This window comes from Kiloniella laminariae (genome assembly GCF_027214005.1).
GTDB lineage: Bacteria > Pseudomonadota > Alphaproteobacteria > Kiloniellales > Kiloniellaceae > Kiloniella > Kiloniella laminariae_A.
Genome location: NZ_JAPWGY010000001.1, coordinates 186,349 through 202,424, shown reverse-complemented (window position 1 = coordinate 202,424; position 16,076 = coordinate 186,349). Strand labels below are relative to the sequence as shown.

Annotated in this window: 13 protein-coding genes and 1 other RNA gene; 9 read left to right on the top strand and 5 right to left on the bottom strand. The window is 52.4% G+C overall.

What is annotated here, in order from left to right; genetic code table 11:
* Positions 1-23: 23 nt before the first annotated feature.
* From O4H49_RS00915 to O4H49_RS00905, 3 genes are all read right to left on the bottom strand, one after another.
* Complete coding sequence (locus tag O4H49_RS00915; protein ID WP_269421525.1) at positions 24-1,118, bottom strand: ABC transporter substrate-binding protein; 1,095 nt, start codon at positions 1,116-1,118, stop codon at positions 24-26.
* An 87-nt stretch (positions 1,119-1,205) separates the two neighbouring features.
* Positions 1,206-2,303 (bottom strand): ABC transporter ATP-binding protein, encoded by a 1,098-nt coding sequence (locus O4H49_RS00910; RefSeq protein WP_269421524.1) that lies wholly within the window; start codon positions 2,301-2,303, stop codon positions 1,206-1,208.
* A 586-nt stretch (positions 2,304-2,889) separates the two neighbouring features.
* Positions 2,890-4,284 carry an FAD-binding oxidoreductase gene (locus tag O4H49_RS00905; RefSeq protein ID WP_269421523.1) on the bottom strand — a complete coding sequence of 465 codons (1,395 nt, stop codon included), beginning with the start codon at positions 4,282-4,284 and terminating at the stop codon, positions 2,890-2,892.
* Between the two features lie 188 nt (positions 4,285-4,472).
* Between O4H49_RS00905 and O4H49_RS00900 the strand changes: the two genes are divergently transcribed.
* The 9 genes from O4H49_RS00900 (at position 4,473) to rnpB (ending at position 13,433) form a co-directional block, all read left to right on the top strand.
* Positions 4,473-5,168: a DUF2161 domain-containing phosphodiesterase gene (locus tag O4H49_RS00900; RefSeq protein ID WP_269421522.1), complete on the top strand. Its 696-nt coding sequence runs from the start codon at positions 4,473-4,475 to the stop codon at positions 5,166-5,168.
* Positions 5,169-5,302: 134 nt separating this feature from the next.
* Positions 5,303-6,187: a YghX family hydrolase gene (yghX, locus tag O4H49_RS00895; RefSeq protein ID WP_269421521.1), complete on the top strand. Its 885-nt coding sequence runs from the start codon at positions 5,303-5,305 to the stop codon at positions 6,185-6,187.
* A gap of 138 nt (positions 6,188-6,325) precedes the next feature.
* Positions 6,326-7,135 carry a DUF3750 domain-containing protein gene (locus O4H49_RS00890; protein WP_269421520.1) on the top strand — a complete coding sequence of 270 codons (810 nt, stop codon included), beginning with the start codon at positions 6,326-6,328 and terminating at the stop codon, positions 7,133-7,135.
* 173 nt (positions 7,136-7,308) lie between these two features.
* A complete protein-coding gene (locus O4H49_RS00885; RefSeq protein WP_269421519.1) occupies positions 7,309-8,046 on the top strand; it encodes a TerB family tellurite resistance protein in 738 nt (245 codons plus the stop codon).
* A gap of 14 nt (positions 8,047-8,060) precedes the next feature.
* Positions 8,061-9,908, top strand: coding sequence for an ABC-F family ATP-binding cassette domain-containing protein (locus tag O4H49_RS00880; protein WP_269421518.1), 1,848 nt, complete (start codon positions 8,061-8,063; stop codon positions 9,906-9,908).
* Positions 9,909-9,926: 18 nt separating this feature from the next.
* Positions 9,927-11,096: an NAD(P)/FAD-dependent oxidoreductase gene (locus tag O4H49_RS00875; protein ID WP_419715200.1), complete on the top strand. Its 1,170-nt coding sequence runs from the start codon at positions 9,927-9,929 to the stop codon at positions 11,094-11,096.
* Between the two features lie 234 nt (positions 11,097-11,330).
* A complete protein-coding gene (gene gcvA / locus O4H49_RS00870) occupies positions 11,331-12,290 on the top strand; it encodes a transcriptional regulator GcvA (protein WP_269421517.1) in 960 nt (319 codons plus the stop codon).
* Positions 12,259-12,972 carry an N-acetylmuramoyl-L-alanine amidase gene (locus O4H49_RS00865; protein ID WP_269421516.1) on the top strand — a complete coding sequence of 238 codons (714 nt, stop codon included), beginning with the start codon at positions 12,259-12,261 and terminating at the stop codon, positions 12,970-12,972. Before gcvA ends, O4H49_RS00865 begins: the two co-directional genes overlap by 32 nt.
* 19 nt (positions 12,973-12,991) lie before the next feature.
* Positions 12,992-13,433, top strand: an RNA gene (rnpB, locus tag O4H49_RS00860) — RNase P RNA component class A.
* 28 nt (positions 13,434-13,461) lie between these two features.
* Here rnpB and O4H49_RS00855 read toward each other — a convergent pair.
* Complete coding sequence (locus tag O4H49_RS00855) at positions 13,462-15,108, bottom strand: acyl-CoA synthetase (protein WP_269421515.1); 1,647 nt, start codon at positions 15,106-15,108, stop codon at positions 13,462-13,464.
* A 6-nt stretch (positions 15,109-15,114) separates the two neighbouring features.
* Positions 15,115-15,927: an enoyl-CoA hydratase gene (locus O4H49_RS00850; protein ID WP_269421514.1), complete on the bottom strand. Its 813-nt coding sequence runs from the start codon at positions 15,925-15,927 to the stop codon at positions 15,115-15,117.
* Between the last annotated feature and the right edge of the window lie 149 nt (positions 15,928-16,076).

Genomic DNA, 16,076 nt, shown 5'->3' with positions numbered 1-16,076 from the left:
AAGGCTCCCTCCCGTAAACTGGCTTATTGAGCCAACCAAGCGTTGAAACGCTCTTTCAGATCATCGCCGTTATCTGCCCAGAATGCAGCATCCTTCTTGATTGGTGTCTTGAAGTTGGCTGGATTTGTTGGCATATGCGGGTTCATGTCCACACCGGTAGAAATGTGTGTGGAAATCAACGGAGCAGAAGACTTACGAGCTGGACCATAGGAGATGTATTTCGCCTGGTCAGCAAGGCGCTGTGTATCTGTGGAGAAACGCAGGTAGTCCATCGCAGCTTTTTTGTTTGGTGCGTTCTTTGGAACAACCCAACCATCAAGCTCGAACATCTGACCGTCCCAGATAATGGTGAACGGCTGGTTTTCAACAACCTGCGCGTTGAAGATACGGCCATTGTATGCAGAAGCGATTGTTACTTCGCCATCAGCAAGAAGCTGTGGTGGCTGTGCACCAGCTTCCCACCAGATAACAGAGTCCTTGATGGTGTCAAGTTTGGCAAAAGCACGGTCAACACCTTCGGGTGTATCAAGAACTTCATATACCTTGTCGTAAGGAACACCATCAGCAACCAGAGCCCACTCGAGGTTCGCAGCTGGAATTTTCTCCAGCGAGCGTTTTCCCGGGAACTTTTCAAGATCAAACACATCAGCAATTGTCTGAGGAGCTCCATCCGGGAAAGCAGTGTTGTTATACGCAAAAAGAGTTGCGTATACGATTGTCGGAACAAAACAGCCTGTCAAAGAACCGGCAACAAAATCGTCCAGCGGTGCGGAACCATCTGCACCCTGTTCCAGATCATTGTTGTAATCGATCTCTTCTGCAATGCCTTCGTCACAAGCTGTCAGGGCATCGCCTTCGAGGATGTCAACAATATCCCAGGTGCCATTACCAGCTTCAGCCTGGGCACGCATCCCGGCGAGAGCGTTTCCGGACTTGTCTTCGTCAAGAACAGTAATGCCAGTTTTTGCAGTGAAAGGATCACTGTAAGCGCCACGCTGGCTGGCAGTGTATGCACCACCCCAGGATACAACAGTGATGCTTTCAGCAGCCTGAGCAACCGTTGCAACAGCAACGGAACCCAGGATGATTGCAGTGGAAAGTTTCAAACTATTCTTCATTCGTATATGCCTCCCTAAGGCTTTGTGACCATGTGTCAAAAACACGTTGGTATCTTCCGCCAAAACCGGCGAGAAGATGGTCGATTGTCAGGCATCAAGTGCCCGACAGTCATCAATACTCCAGCCGACAGGAATAGTGTCGCCTTTGGCGAGACCTTTTTTGTCGGAGGAATTTGGAACCTTGACGATAAAATCATTATGACCGCAGATATTCATGCGGACGCGGATATGATCACCAAGATAAATAACTTCTTCGGCCAGGCCAGAGAACATGTTCTGACACTGCCCATCTACAGGATTGAGGAACACACGTTCCGGGCGCAAGGACAGGGTTGTTCCATGACCAGCACCATCCGTGTTGATATCAAGCGCCTTTACCCGATCGCCATTATCAAGGACGACTTCGCAAATGCCACCAGCCACAGCATCAACCCGGCCTGTCAGCGTGTTGTTTTCCCCGATAAACTGGGCAACAAAAGCGTTCTCGGGTTTTTCATAAAGCTCAGTTGGTGGTGCCAGTTGCTGGATCCGACCATCTTCGAACACCGCAATCCGGTTCGACATGGTCAGGGCTTCGGACTGATCATGCGTCACATAGACAACCGTTACACCCAGACGCTCATGAATATGCTTGATTTCATACTGCATCTGTTCACGCAGATTTTTATCAAGTGCCCCAAGAGGCTCATCCATCAGCACCAGATCCGGTTCAAAGACCAGTGCACGAGCCACAGCCACGCGCTGTTGCTGTCCACCGGAAAGCTGCGCTGGACGGCGGTTGCCGAACACACCCAGCTCGACCATATCAAGCGCTTTTTGAACGCGTTCCTTAACCTCGGCCTTGCCCATCTTGCGCACCTGAAGCGGAAACGCCAGATTTTCAGCAACTGTCATGTGGGGGAACAAGGCGTAGTTCTGGAACACCATGCCGATACCTCTTTTATGAGGTGCCACATTATTAATGGATCGGCCGTTGAGAAAGATGTCACCATGTGTTGCGGTTTCAAATCCGGCAAGCATCATCAGTGAAGTCGTTTTGCCAGACCCGGAAGGGCCAAGCATCGTTAGGAATTCGCCTCGTGGGATATCGACATTCAGGTCTTTAACAACCAGATTGACGCCGTCGTAACTCTTTTGGACCCCATCAAAGCGCACAAACGCCTCGCTGGATACGGGACTCGTCATTGCGCTTTCGCCTCGCTACCTGTTCAAAATTAGCTCGCAGTGCGCGAATTATTAATTGCACACCATTAGAAACACTTATTCCTTTAAAATCAAGCGCCGCCAAAAACACAGGGCACAGTTTTTCAGGAAAAGCGTTCCTAAAACTCGTCTTTTTTAAGGCTGGATCTTGGAAAAAATAAACCTGCTCATGACCTGCCTCCATAAGTCAGCGCGACTTCGAGGTCGCGCATGTTTTTATAATTCTTTAATCGAATAAAAACCGTCAGCCTCTGTTCGGGCTTTCATAGCGACCGCCCTTCTTTGCGAGAGCTGATCTGATCCTTAATCGACTTAGTACTGCCATAACCACTCTCACGATGACCGATGTTCTCGCAAGTGTCATGAACGGATGTGACATTAACATGAATAATTGAGACAAATCGACCAAAATTTTATCGATCTGCGACACAATCAACTTTTGAAACGAACCTATGTAAAATAAAATAAGTTACACCCCAGCATTACCGCCACTCTCACGATAGCTCCCCAAAAGAGTTACAGCCGTGAACTGAGAATCGCAGTGCAGAATTAAGTCCGACCTTTATGTTCATTCCCTATCCGGCAAGATCTTTCCCGGGTTCAATATCCCCTTTGGGTCCAGCGCCATTTTTACCCGACGCATAACCCCGACAGCACCTTCACCGTGCTCCCTCACCAGATATTTTCTTTTTCCCAAGCCGACACCATGCTCCCCCGTGCAGGTCCCACCAAGATCAATTGCCATCTCGACCATGGCCGTATTCACCCTTGCTGCCCGTGCCATTTCTTCCTGATTGTCTGTATCAACAACAAAAAGCACATGAAAATTCCCGTCACCAACATGACCGACCATCGGCGCAATCAGATGCGCCTCTTCAATCAGTCGACGGGTTTCCAGAATTGCTTCGGCGAGACGGGAAACAGGCACACAGACGTCTGTCGGCCAACCCCGGCATCCTGCTCTGAGATTAATCGCCGCATAGAAGGCATCGTGCCTGGCCTGCCAGAGCCGGTTGCGATCTTCAGGGCGGCTGGCCCACTGAAAATCACCCCCTCCGTACTCCTGGGCAATTTCCCCAACACGTGTTGCCTGTTCTTTCACGGCATCCTCAGACCCGTGGAATTCAAAAAACAATGTCGGTGCAACGGGATAATCAAGCTTTGAATAACGATTAACCGCATCCATTTGCACAGCATCCAGTAATTCAATCCGCGCCACAGGAATTCCGGACTGGATCGTCAACATAACCGTGTTGACCGCGGCTTCCAGATCGTCAAAAGAACAAACAGCCGAGGAGATAGCTTCAGGAATGTCATATAGCTTGAGCTGAAGCTCGGTAATGATTCCCAGTGTCCCTTCAGAGCCAACCATCAGCCGGGTCAAGTCGTAACCAGCAGAAGATTTCCGCGCCCGCCCACCAGTCCTGATAACCTCGCCATCCGCAAGCACCACCGTCAGGCCCAGGACATTGTCCCGCATGGTTCCATAACGCACTGCATTTGTGCCCGAAGCACGGGTCGCCGCCATGCCGCCCAGCGAGGCATCAGCACCCGGATCGATCGGAAAGAACAATCCGGTATCCCTCAGATACTGGTTGAGCTGTTTTCGGGTAACACCGGCCTGAACCCGGCAATCCAGATCCTCACCATTCGTCTCGAGGATCTCTGCCATCTCGGATAGATCAAGACAAAGTCCACCAGCAACAGCTGCCGTATGCCCTTCAAGAGATGTTCCTGTTCCAAAAGGCACCACAGGACAGTCATAGGCATGACAAAGCTGCATAATAGTCGAGACTTCTTCCGTCGTACGGGCAAAAGCAACAGCTTCCGGCGGCATTCCCGGATGATGCGCTTCTCCCTGCCCGTGACGCTCACAGATTGCTGTCGATAGATTCAGGCGCTCGCCAAGAAGTTTAGTCAAAGCATCCTGCAAAACAGGTGTAAGGCGGGGGAAAACAGTCATAGGGCACATCCACTAAGGAAATTTTGTCTGATTTTTCTGGACACTATCTGATCATAAGATAACCCTCTCATGCTGGCGAAGATCGGCGTAAAGTGCAAGCAGGCAAACGGTGATACCTTGATCTTGCCCAAGGTGACAGGCAGGATGCGCAGGAAATATCTGAGCCCTGATTATCCCGGAACGGTGCCTTGCGCGAAACTGACCTCTACCCGCCTCTCAAAGCCTATCTTGAACGCCAGGGTTATGAGGTAAAGTCGGAAATCCGGGGCTGCGATGTGGTCGCCCGTCGTGGCGATGAACCTCCGGTGGTGATTGAAATAAAAACCGGAATTACACTCCCCCTGTTTTTACAGGGCATTGAGCGACAAAGTTTGAGCGACGATGTCTATCTCGCTTTTGCCGTTCCACATCGCCTCACAAAAAATAACCTCTGGTTTCGTTACAAAAAAGACATCATCAGACTTTGCCGCCGACTTGGACTGGGACTGATCACCGTTCGCATTAGTGAAAACCGCAGCCCGGATGTCGTCGTGCATCAGGACCCCGCCCCCTATGTTCCGAGAAAAAACAAACGTCGAAGCAGTTTGTTACTTCAGGAATTTGAGCGAAGGGTTGGAGATCCAAATCTTGGTGGCAGCAACCAGCGCCCGATTATCACGGCCTATCGGCAGGATGCCCTGCGGTGCGCTGCCTTTATCAAGCAGCAGGGGACAGCCAAAGTAGCGGATATCCGAAAAAATACAGCTGTCGAAAAAGCCTCCGCCATCCTGCAACGCGATGTTTACGGCTGGTTCCAACGCACAGACCGTGGCATCTACGGCCTTTCACCAAAAGGTGAAGAAGCCCTGACAATTTTTTCTGATGTCCTCGACGCATTGAGCTAAACTGTTCCCCGACGAACAAGGATCCGGGGAAAACAATCCGATGAAAACAGCCCGGCGCAACAACCTGTATTATAAACAGGCCAAGTATTTCTGTACGCCTTATTATAATCATTTTGATATAAGGAAGATCCGAAATGACCCGCAAAAAAGCCAGCGATTTCAACCAGGAACTGCTCAATCTTTATGACCACTACGCCCATGGCCTTATTGGCCGCCGGGAATTCATGGAAAGGGCGGTAAAATACTCTGTCGGCGGACTCACGGGTGCTGCCTTGCTCAAATCCCTTTCGCCTGACTATGCCCTGGCAAAACAGGTAGAGGAAAACGATCCGAGGATCACAGCCGAAACGATTGAATATGAATCTCCGGATGGGCACGGAAAAATCAAAGGTTATCTGGTTCGTCCGGTTGAGGGGGGCAAACGCGGCAGTGTCGTTGTCATCCACGAAAACCGCGGGCTTAACCCCTATATCGCAGATGTCGCAAGACGCGTGGCGATCGCAGGCTTCACGGCCCTCGCGCCGGATGGCCTCACCCCTCTGGGCGGTTACCCAGGCACAGATGAAGCGGGCAAGGAGCTCCAGAAGCAGCTCGATTCAGATAAACTCACCGAAGATTTCATCGCCGCCTACAACTTTCTGAAAGCAGACAAAAACTCCAATGGCAAGGTTGGCGCAGTTGGTTTCTGCTATGGCGGGGGCGTCTGTAACAAGATGGCTGTCCACCTGCCCGACATGAGTGCCAGCGTACCTTTCTACGGACGCCAGGTAAGCACAGAGGAAACAGCAAAAATCCAGGCTCCCCTGTTGCTGCACTATGCAGAGCTGGACACCCGTGTCAACGAGGGCTGGCCTGCCTATGAAGCAGCCTTGAAAGAAAACGGCAAGGACTACACAGCGCATATTTATGAAGGGGTCAATCACGGTTTCCACAACGACACCACCCCCAGATACGACGAAGCAGCTGCTGAGCTTGCCTGGAAGCGGACCATAGAATTCTTCACTGAGAAACTGGGCTAGCAAACAAAAAACAGCAAGAGGCACCCCTTTCCCCCCAAATCCAGGAAAGCGCTGCCTTTTCTGTCCCCTTTGATCCAGACCTTAGCCAGATCGGCTTTTTTCTGCCATCAGGCTGCCTTATTCAGGAGGCATGAAAAGATGATGATATCTTCTTTCTTTAAATGCCTCGGCGTTGTGGCAATCACCCTGATGTTGTTGCTGATCGGGCCGATTTTTGTCGTCTCCTCGGATGAAATTGATCTTTCCACGCCCTGGGGCAAAGCCAACCATGATCGCAGCGGTCTTGCGCCAGACCCAGCGACAACGCCCCAGGCTATCGTTCAGGTTTATGGCGCGCGGACCTTCAGCTGGCGCGGCGCCTTTGCCGTCCATACATGGATCGCGGTCAAACCGGAAAATGCAAAAAATTACACAAGACTGGAAGTCATCGGCTGGCGCAAACGGCGTGGCCTGCCTGTCACCGCTGCCACCGTCGGCTGGCCGGATCGAAACTGGTTTGGCTCCAGACCAGAGCTCTATTACGAGTTACATGGCTCTGCTGCAGAAAACATGATCCCGGCAATTCTGGAGGCCGCCCGGCAATACCCCTATCCTGATGAGTACGAAGCCTGGCCGGGGCCCAACTCCAATACCTTTACCGCTTTTGTCCTCAGGCGTATCCCCGAGATGACAGTCGACCTTCCCCCTACGGCCATTGGTAAAGACTATCTCGACAGCAGCAATCATTTTGTTGCCATGGCCCCCAGCAATACGGGTATACAGGTTTCTTTCTTCGGTCTGATCGGTGCAATTGCCTCAAAGGCTGAGGGCTTGGAAATAAATCTGCTTGGGCTGGGCTTTGGCCTTGACCCAGACAACCTTGCCCTGCGATTACCCGGTATCGGCAAGGTTGGATTTATCAAGGATACAATTCCGCTGCCAGAAAATATCAATCGACCGGAAAGCTAGAAGAAGTTTTGCCTGAAAGCCTGAAAACCAGAACAAATAGGGATCAGATATACCTTGCGGGATTGACTCCCCAGTCTGGGCAGGCTAGTGCAAAAAGACCAAAATCAAGGCCTTGCTTCCTGATCACAATCAAGCTCGGGAAAGCGTAAACAAACCAAGAGAATGTGCTGGACATGAGTATCTGGGGAAAAATAGTCGGGGGAGCTGCCGGTTTCGCCTTTGGTGGTCCAATCGGTGCCTTTCTTGGCGCATTGGCGGGGCATGCGGTTGACCGGATGCGCGCTGAAAACGAAGGCGGTCCCGATGGCCTCAAGGATGACGGAACCAAGCAGATTGCCTTTACAATCGGTGTGATTGTTCTTGGGGCCAAGATGGCCAAGGCTGATGGCGTCGTCACCAAGGATGAAGTCGCAGCCTTCAAACAGGTTTTCCGTATTCCACCAGAAGAAATGAAAAATGTCGGTCGCCTTTTTGACCGCGCCAGACAAGATGCCGGGGGATTTGAACCCTATGCAGAACAACTGAGCCGGACCTTCCGCGACAATCCCGCCGTGCTCGAGGAACTTCTCAACGGCCTGTTTCATATTGCAAAGGCTGATGGTACGGTTTCACCAGAAGAGATTCAGTACCTCCGCAGCGTCGCTGAAATTTTCGGTTTCAGTGAACAGCAGTGGGACCGCGTCAATGCCTCAAACGTCGGTGCCGATCAATCAGATCCCTTCCGTATCCTCGGGGTTCAAAGAAATGATAGCGATGCCGAGATCAAATCAGCCCATCGCCGTCTGGTTCTGGAAAATCACCCGGACCGCCTGGTCGCCCAGGGCATGCCCCAGGAGTTTGTTGATCTTGCCAACGAAAAACTGGCTGCGATTAATGCTGCTTACGACCAGATCAAACAACTCAGAAAATAGAACAACAGTAAAAAATGGCCCCTCCCTCACATCTCGTGGCACTGAACGGTGCCGCACTGCGTTTTGGCACAAAAACCCTTTTTCAAGAGCTGTCTTTTGGACTGGCACGCGGGGAAAAAGCCTGTCTTGTCGGGCGGAACGGCACGGGAAAATCCACCCTGCTGAAGATTATGGCCGGACAGCAGGAACTGGATAGCGGTCAACGCTTTCTTCAGCCTGGAATTACTGTTGCCTATCTGCCCCAGGACCCAGTATTCGAGCAAAACGCCACTGTCTTTGATCATGTCAAAGCCGGTCTCCGGCCAGATGCCGGTGAGGCTGATTACCTGGTCGATGCCATGCTGCACCACGTCCAGCTTCCCGGTGATAGATTGCTGCATGGACTTTCCGGTGGCGAAGGCCGAAGAGCAGCCCTGGCCCGGGCACTGATCAGTGAACCTGAAGTCCTGCTGATGGACGAGCCAACCAACCATCTGGATCTGCCAACCATCCAGTGGCTCGAAGAAGAACTCTCGCGTTTTCGCGGTGCCCTGATGGTTATCAGCCATGACCGCGCCTTCCTGAACCACCTGACCAAACAGACTTTCTGGCTGGACCGCGGCAGCATCTATCGTCTCGACAAGGGCTTCGAACACTACGAAGCCTGGGCCGAGGAACTGCGCGAAAAGGAAGAACAGGAACTCTATCGCCTGAAAAAACAAATTGCGCGCGAAGAACACTGGCTTCAGCGCGGTGTAACAGCCCGGCGCAAGCGTAATATGGGTCGTCTGCGCAATCTTCAGGACTTACGACAAAAGCGGTCCGAGTGGATGAAGGAAACCGGTTCAGCCAAGCTGGAACTGGAAACGCTCGATACCGGAGGCGACAAGGTTATTACCGCGGAGAATATCAGCAAGTCCTATCCCCTGAAAGACGGTGGGACGCGGGAAATTATCAAAAGTTTCAGCACCAAGATCAAACGTGGAGATCGTATCGGTATTGTCGGCCCCAACGGCGCTGGAAAGTCAACGCTGGTCAAGATGCTGGTTAATAAAATCGAACCGGACAGCGGAACGGTCAAGCTTGGCACCAACCTGACCATGCATTACTTCGACCAGAAACGGGAAGATCTGGACCCTAACAGCACTCTCTGGGAAACCATGGCGCCCGGTGGTGGCGATTCAATCATGGTCCGGGGGGTGCAAAAACATGTGGTCAGCTATCTGAAAGACTTCCTCTTTGACGAGGGGCAGGTACGCCAGCCCGTCTATACCCTGTCGGGTGGAGAAAAAAACCGCCTGTTGCTTGCGCGCATGTTTGCACAGGCAAGCAACCTTCTTGTTCTCGATGAGCCGACCAACGACCTCGACATGGACACGCTCGACCTGCTGGAAGAAGTGCTCGACGAGTACGAAGGCACACTGCTTCTCGTCAGCCATGACCGTGACTTCCTGGATCGTCTGGCCACAGCCATCTATGCCGTCGAAGGGGACGGAAGCGTGGTTGAATACGCTGGCGGATATAGCGACTATCGGCGTCAGAGAGCCCTCGGGAATGTTACTGATTCAGAATTAACCAAACAGTTCAGTAACGACAAGAATGCAAAGACAGCTAAAAAAGAAGCTGCGCCCAAAGGCAAAACCAGCGGCAAGCTCAGTTACAAGGAACAGCGCGAACTGGATGCCCTGCCCGAACAGCTTGAAAAGCTGGCTGCAGAAGTCCAGAAACTTGAAGGCGAAATGGCCGATCCCAAGCTTTACAGTAAAGATCCCGAAAGATTCCAGAAGGTCAGTGATCAGCTTGAGAAAACCTTGACCCGGCAAGCCGAAGCCGAAGAACGCTGGCTTGAGCTGGAAGAGAAGCAGGAAAGTTTTAAAATTTAGACACAGATTAAGGACCGGATGGAAAAACAGATCTTTTCGATCCTTTCTTCTGAACCGGGCAAAAGTAAGCAGATGACGGCAATCGAACAGGTTGACTCTATCGTAATTGGCGCAGGCGTGGTCGGCATGGCTTGCGCCCGCGCCCTTGCCCTGGCTGGCAGGGAAGTGATCGTAATTGAAAAAGAGTCCCTGCCCGGCACCGGAATATCAGCCCGTAACAGCGGTGTAATCCACGCCGGAATTTACTATCCCACCGGTAGCCTCAAGGCGCAGCTCTGCCTGCGTGGCAAAGATCTGTTATATGACTATTGTCAAAATCACGCCGTGCCTCATCGCCGTTGCGGCAAGCTGATTGTTGCCACATCAGCCACAGAAGAAACGGCTCTCGAGAACATTCGCAAGCTTGCCTGTGCCAATGGTGTCGATGATCTTCGTTATCTCTCGCAGAAGGAAGTCGCCGAACGCGAGCCCGCGTTAGTTGCGACAAAGACTCTGCTGTCTCCCTCGACCGGCATCGTTGATGTTCACAGCCTCATTCTTGCTTTTCAGGGGGACCTAGAAAATCACAGCGGGATGATCGCTTACAATACCCCGGTTCTGGGCGGCCGGGTTACAGATTCCGGTATTGTTCTGGAAACAGGGGGAGACAGCCCCATGGTTTTGCAGGCAAAGACCCTTATCAATGCTGCGGGATTGGGGGCAATGGCCCTTGCCCGCCAGTTAAAGGGGCTCCCGGAAAAATTTGTGCCCGAACTCTATTATGCCAAGGGTAATTATTTCAGCCTGCCGGGCAAACCACCGTTCCGGCATCTGATCTATCCCGTTCCTGAACAGGCCGGTCTGGGGGTTCACGTCACACTGGATCTTGAAGGGCAAGTTCGTTTCGGCCCGGATGTGGAGTGGGTCAGGGAACTTGACTACCCGGTCGATCCGGCCAGAGCTGCCCCTTTCTACGCAGCAATCAGGCGCTACTGGCCCGACTTGCCGGATAACGCACTGGCTCCAGATTACTCCGGCATTCGTCCCAAACTACAAGCTCCCGGAGAAGCAGCTGTCGATTTTATGATCCAGGGGCCTGCAACGCATGATGTTCCCGGATTGATCAACCTGTTTGGCATTGAGTCTCCGGGATTGACCTCGTCGATGGCAATTGCCGAAAATGTCCTCATGCAACTGGACCTGGGCTGAGCGAGCCAGAAAATCGGTTGGCTGTCTGCTTCTATTCGGCAGCTCCAGAACGGGGTACGTGAACAGCCGGATGAATCCCTGCAATTTACTCATTAATAGCTGGAACATCACCTGATCTCTCTTTCATCAAACCACTTTATTACAATAAGATAGTGACAATCCCCCTTGCACTTCAAACTGGGAATACTCATAATGGAGTGAGAATTTCTCATGTAATAATTTATGGTTTATCCGATGAACCGACAGCTCCCGCCCCTGAACGCCCTGAAAGCATTTGAGGCAGCAGCCAGACATCTGAGCTTCACGGAGGCCGCCGAAGAATTGCATGTCACCCAAGGAGCGATCAGTCGACAGATCAAGACCCTGGAGGAGCATTTCCAAAACCCCCTGTTCGAACGTCATCATCGCCGCCTCACCCTGACGGATGATGGTAAAAAACTGCTCCCGGTCCTAAACGAAATTTTTGACCGAATTCAGGCTATCTCGGATGAAATCAGAGGCGGTTCAGAAGACCTGACCATAAAGGTTCTCCCCTCCTTCGCCATACGCTGGCTCATTCCAAGATTACCAAAATTCCAGAAGCTCTTTCCTGAAATCAATGTACGCTTGACCACCGCCTGGCATACCGTTGCCTTCGACAAAGAACACTTTGATGCCGGGATCGTTCACAGCATGAAAATGCGTCAGCGCAATCAGCTTCACAAAACGATCATAACGCCTGAATGGATGACCCCCGCCTGCTCGCCCAAACTGCTGAACGGGAAAATCAGAACAGGAGATGTAAACAGTCTCAAAAATTTGACTTTGCTGCACTGTGGGGGAGAATCTTACGAATGGATACAGTGGTGCAAGGAAGCACATACTTCGGAAGTAGACCCGAAATCCGGTCAGGTTTTCGATTTGATGGACACCGCCCTCAGAGCTGCGGCAAGCGGTTTCGGTATCGCCCTTGCGGACCTGATGATGATTTCTGATGAACTGGAAACCGGCCACCTTGTTACGCCTTTTCCCGATATTGCATCGCTGGTCGGGGTTTATTATCTCGTCTGCCCTCACAGCAAGGCAAACAAACCTGCCCTGAAACACTTTCGAAAATGGTTAACCGATGAATGCCGCGCCATCATTGACAACAGCCCGGACCTTCAACGACTAGAGGCACGCGATGCAGATCTGCTCCACCGTTACATCGCCTAACTTCGGCCCGCGCCCCGAGGGACAAAGACCGGACATGCTGTTGTTGCATTACACCGGCATGCAAAGCGGTGCTGCAGCGCTAGAACGTCTGTGCGACCCTGCCGCCCAGGTCAGCGCCCACTATCTGATAGAAGAAAACGGCACGATCTTTCAACTGGTTGATGAAACTCAACGAGCCTGGCACGCTGGCCTTTCCTGCTGGGGTGACAACCGGGATATCAATTCCTGCTCTATCGGCATCGAAATCGTCAATCCCGGACACGAGTGGGGCTACCGCGCATTTCCAGATGCGCAGATGATCTCCGTAATCCAGCTTTGCCAGAACATCCTTGCCCGCCACGCCATCCCTGCAGAACGGATACTGGGCCATTCCGATGTTGCCCCCTTGCGCAAGGAAGATCCGGGTGAGCTGTTTGACTGGGCGCGCCTGGCACACGCGGGTGTTGGTCTTTGGCCTGAAACCACTGACATCACGCAGGATGTAACAGAGCAGACTTTCCTCGAAGCCCTGCAACGATATGGTTACGATGTTGACCTCGCGGGCCTTGAAGAAGAAAAGAACCGGGCAGCGATCATTGCCTTCCAGCGACATTTCCGGCCAGCAAAATTCGATGGATTGATCGACAGGGAAAGTTGCCGGATTCTCGGTTCGCTACTTTCCCGGCTTGACGCCCGCAGCTAATCCCCCTAACTCTTGGCCGTCAGACGGTCCGACAGGCTGCTCTTTCCGGCAGGTTCGCCTGAACCGGAAAGGGAGGAAAGTCCGGGCTCCACGGGAATACGGTGCCGGATAACGTCCGGCGGGGGCGACCCCAGGGAAAGTGCCACAGAAAGGAAACCGCCTGTAGGTCAGAATTTCTTCGGAGGTTCGACAGGCAGGTAAGGGTGAAAGGGTGCGGTAAGAGCGCACCGCGCGGCCAGCAATGGAAGCGGCATGGTAAACCCCACCGGGAGCAAGACTAAATAGGGTCGACAGAACCACAGGGCCTCGGCCTTGCGGGTTCAGGTGTTTTTCCGCACCGTCGACCGGGTCAGTTGCGCGAGGTGTTCAGCAATGAACATCCCAGATGAATAGCCTTCCGTTGTCACAGGGCTCCGGTTCTGGGGCAAGCGACAAAACCCGGCTTATGACCGTCTGACATTTCATCTCTTCAAATTTCAAGTTTCAGTTTCAGACACCCGCGTCCGCGACCTGTTTTCTCAAAATGAACTTCTGTATCTTTCCTGTTGAGGTACGGGGTATAGACGTGAAAATGAATTTTCCAGGTACTTTATAGGCAGCCAGATGTTCCCGGCACCAGTCCCGAAGGGCCCCGGAATCCAGGTTCTGACCAGAAACCAGCTCGACAAAAGCACAAGGTGTCTCCCCCCATTTCTCATGCGGCATCGCCACAACCGCGGCGACAGATACAGCAGGATGCCGGTAAAGGATCTCCTCGACTTCGATTGACGAGATATTTTCCCCGCCGGAAATAATGATGTCCTTCGACCTGTCCTTGAGCTGGATATACCCGTCTGGGTGCATGACACCCAGATCACCGGAATGAAACCATCCTCCAGCAGAGGCCTCTTGTGTTGCCTTCGGGTTCAGGAAATATCCTTTCATGACGACATTGCCACGAAACATGACCTCACCCATAGTTTCACCATCACGTGGTACGGGCTTCATGCTCTCAGGATCTATGACTTCCAACTGCTCCAGCGGCAAATACCGCACACCCTGACGCGCCTTGAAAGCTGCCTGCTCATCTAACGGCAGATCTGACCATTCACGGTGCCAGTCATTGACCACAGCCGGACCGTACGTCTCGGTCAAACCGTATAGATGTGTAACCTCGAACCCGGCAGAGTTCATGTCAGCCAGTACCTTTTGCGGCGGCGGAGAGGCCGCAGTAAAAAACTGGACCTTGCGGTTCAAATCGCGCTTCACATTCTCCGGTGCCGAAATCATCAAGGACATGACAATCGGAGCACCGCAGAGGTGGGTAACTTCGTTTTCCGCCAGACTATTCCAGATCTGGTCGGCGCGGACCTGTCTCAGGCAAACATGTGTGCCAATAATCGCCGAAAGCGTCCAGGGGAAACACCAGCCGTTGCAATGGAACATCGGCAAGGTCCAGAGATAAACAGAATGCTTTCCCATTGAGGTCGTTAGGGCATTCCCCTGTGCCAGAAGATAGGCACCGCGATGATGCGAGACCACGCCCTTGGGATCACCAGTTGTACCCGACGTATAGTTAATCGAGATTGCGTCCCACTCATCCTCGGGCATCAGCCAGTCGAACCGCTCATCCCCCTGTGCCAGAAGGTCCTCATAATCCAATAGATCACCCAACACATCAAAAGAATGCCCCGGTTCAGAATATTCCGGATCATCATATTGAACGAGAACCGGGCGCACCTGTGCCAGAGCAAGCGCCTCCTGCATCAAGGGCATGAATTCACGATCAACAATCACCAGTTTGGCACCGGCATGATCCAGCTGGAAGGCAATGATGGCCGCATCCAGCCGGGTGTTTATTGAATGCAGCACGGCCCCACACATCGGCACGCCATAATGACACTCCAGCATTGCTGGCGTATTCGCAAGCAGAACTGAAACCGTGTCGCCTCGACCTATGCCATGCTGCCGGGACAAGGACGAAGCCAGCTGGCGTGATCGTGCATAAAAGTCTGCATAGTTGCGGCGCAAAGAACTATGAACGATTGCGATATGATCCGGGAAAACACTTGCAGCGCGTTCGAGAAAGGTCAGGGGCGTCAAGGGCTGAAAATTCGCCGGATTACGATCAAGGTCAACATTATAGGGGCTGGTCATGGCAAACTATTTATCTCGCCATTGAGCTGCGCGTTTTTCAATAAAAGCGCTGATACCTTCTTCGGCATCATGTACCAGCATATTTTCAACCATCACACCTGAAGCGTATTGATAAGCCTCCGACAACCCCATTTCACGCTGTTCGTAAAAAGCACGTTTCCCGACAGCAAGCGTCAGACTGGATTTTGAGGCAATCTTGCGGGCAAGTTCCATCGTCACATCCTGCAAAGCCTGCGACGAAGTCACCCGATTGATCAGGCCAATCTCGGCAGCTCGGGCGGCGGTAATCATATCGCCGGTCAACAGCATTTCCATCGCATGTTTGTTGGACACATTGCGGGACAAAGCGACCATGGGTGTAGAGCAGAACAGTCCGATATGAACCCCTGGCGTACTGAATTGCGCGGTTTCAGCAGCAACCGCGAGATCACAACTCGCCACCAATTGGCAACCTGCGGCCGTAGCAACTCCAGACACTTCGGCTATAATCGGTTTAGGGCACGCCACAATGCCCTGCATGACATCGGCACAAAGTGCCAGAATTCTGGAAAAATACGCCCGCCCGCGATCCGGTGCATCACGAGCTGCGGTCATTTCCTTGAGGTTGTGCCCAGAGCTGAATACAGGCCCTTTCGCCGCCAGAATGATGACGCGCACAGCAGCATCTTTGGCGGCATCGGAAACAGCCTCCTTTAACTTTAGGAGCATCGCTTCAGACAAAGCATTACGCCGCCTGTCGTCATTCAAAGTCAGACGCAAAATCCCATTTCCGTCTTTCTCACTGCATAGAATATCCTGAACCGCTTCAGACTCTGGCATTGCATTACTCTCCCGACGCCGAGGCATTATTGATTTCAACGTTACCAGTCAGTGTATTGGCAACAAAACAATAACGATACGCCCGATCTTGCATTTTCTCCAATTCAGCTGAAACGCCTTTATCCAGGACATCTTCTTCTCCCGATCAG

What these genes read in the sequence shown, in the direction of transcription:
- O4H49_RS00880 (WP_269421518.1), top strand. Translation starts at nt 8,061, where the DNA reads ATGGCCCCTCCCTCACATCTCGTGGCACTGAACGGTGCCGCACTGCGT.
- O4H49_RS00890 (WP_269421520.1), top strand. Translation starts at nt 6,326, where the DNA reads ATGATGATATCTTCTTTCTTTAAATGCCTCGGCGTTGTGGCAATCACC.
- O4H49_RS00910 (WP_269421524.1), bottom strand. Translation starts at nt 2,303, where the DNA reads ATGACGAGTCCCGTATCCAGCGAGGCGTTTGTGCGCTTTGATGGGGTC.
- O4H49_RS00875 (WP_419715200.1), top strand. Translation starts at nt 9,927, where the DNA reads ATGGAAAAACAGATCTTTTCGATCCTTTCTTCTGAACCGGGCAAAAGT.
- yghX (WP_269421521.1), top strand. Translation starts at nt 5,303, where the DNA reads ATGACCCGCAAAAAAGCCAGCGATTTCAACCAGGAACTGCTCAATCTT.
- O4H49_RS00915 (WP_269421525.1), bottom strand. Translation starts at nt 1,118, where the DNA reads ATGAAGAATAGTTTGAAACTTTCCACTGCAATCATCCTGGGTTCCGTT.
- O4H49_RS00850 (WP_269421514.1), bottom strand. Translation starts at nt 15,927, where the DNA reads ATGCCAGAGTCTGAAGCGGTTCAGGATATTCTATGCAGTGAGAAAGAC.
- gcvA (WP_269421517.1), top strand. Translation starts at nt 11,331, where the DNA reads ATGAACCGACAGCTCCCGCCCCTGAACGCCCTGAAAGCATTTGAGGCA.
- O4H49_RS00885 (WP_269421519.1), top strand. Translation starts at nt 7,309, where the DNA reads ATGAGTATCTGGGGAAAAATAGTCGGGGGAGCTGCCGGTTTCGCCTTT.
- O4H49_RS00865 (WP_269421516.1), top strand. Translation starts at nt 12,259, where the DNA reads ATGCAGATCTGCTCCACCGTTACATCGCCTAACTTCGGCCCGCGCCCC.
- O4H49_RS00855 (WP_269421515.1), bottom strand. Translation starts at nt 15,108, where the DNA reads ATGACCAGCCCCTATAATGTTGACCTTGATCGTAATCCGGCGAATTTT.
- O4H49_RS00905 (WP_269421523.1), bottom strand. Translation starts at nt 4,284, where the DNA reads ATGACTGTTTTCCCCCGCCTTACACCTGTTTTGCAGGATGCTTTGACT.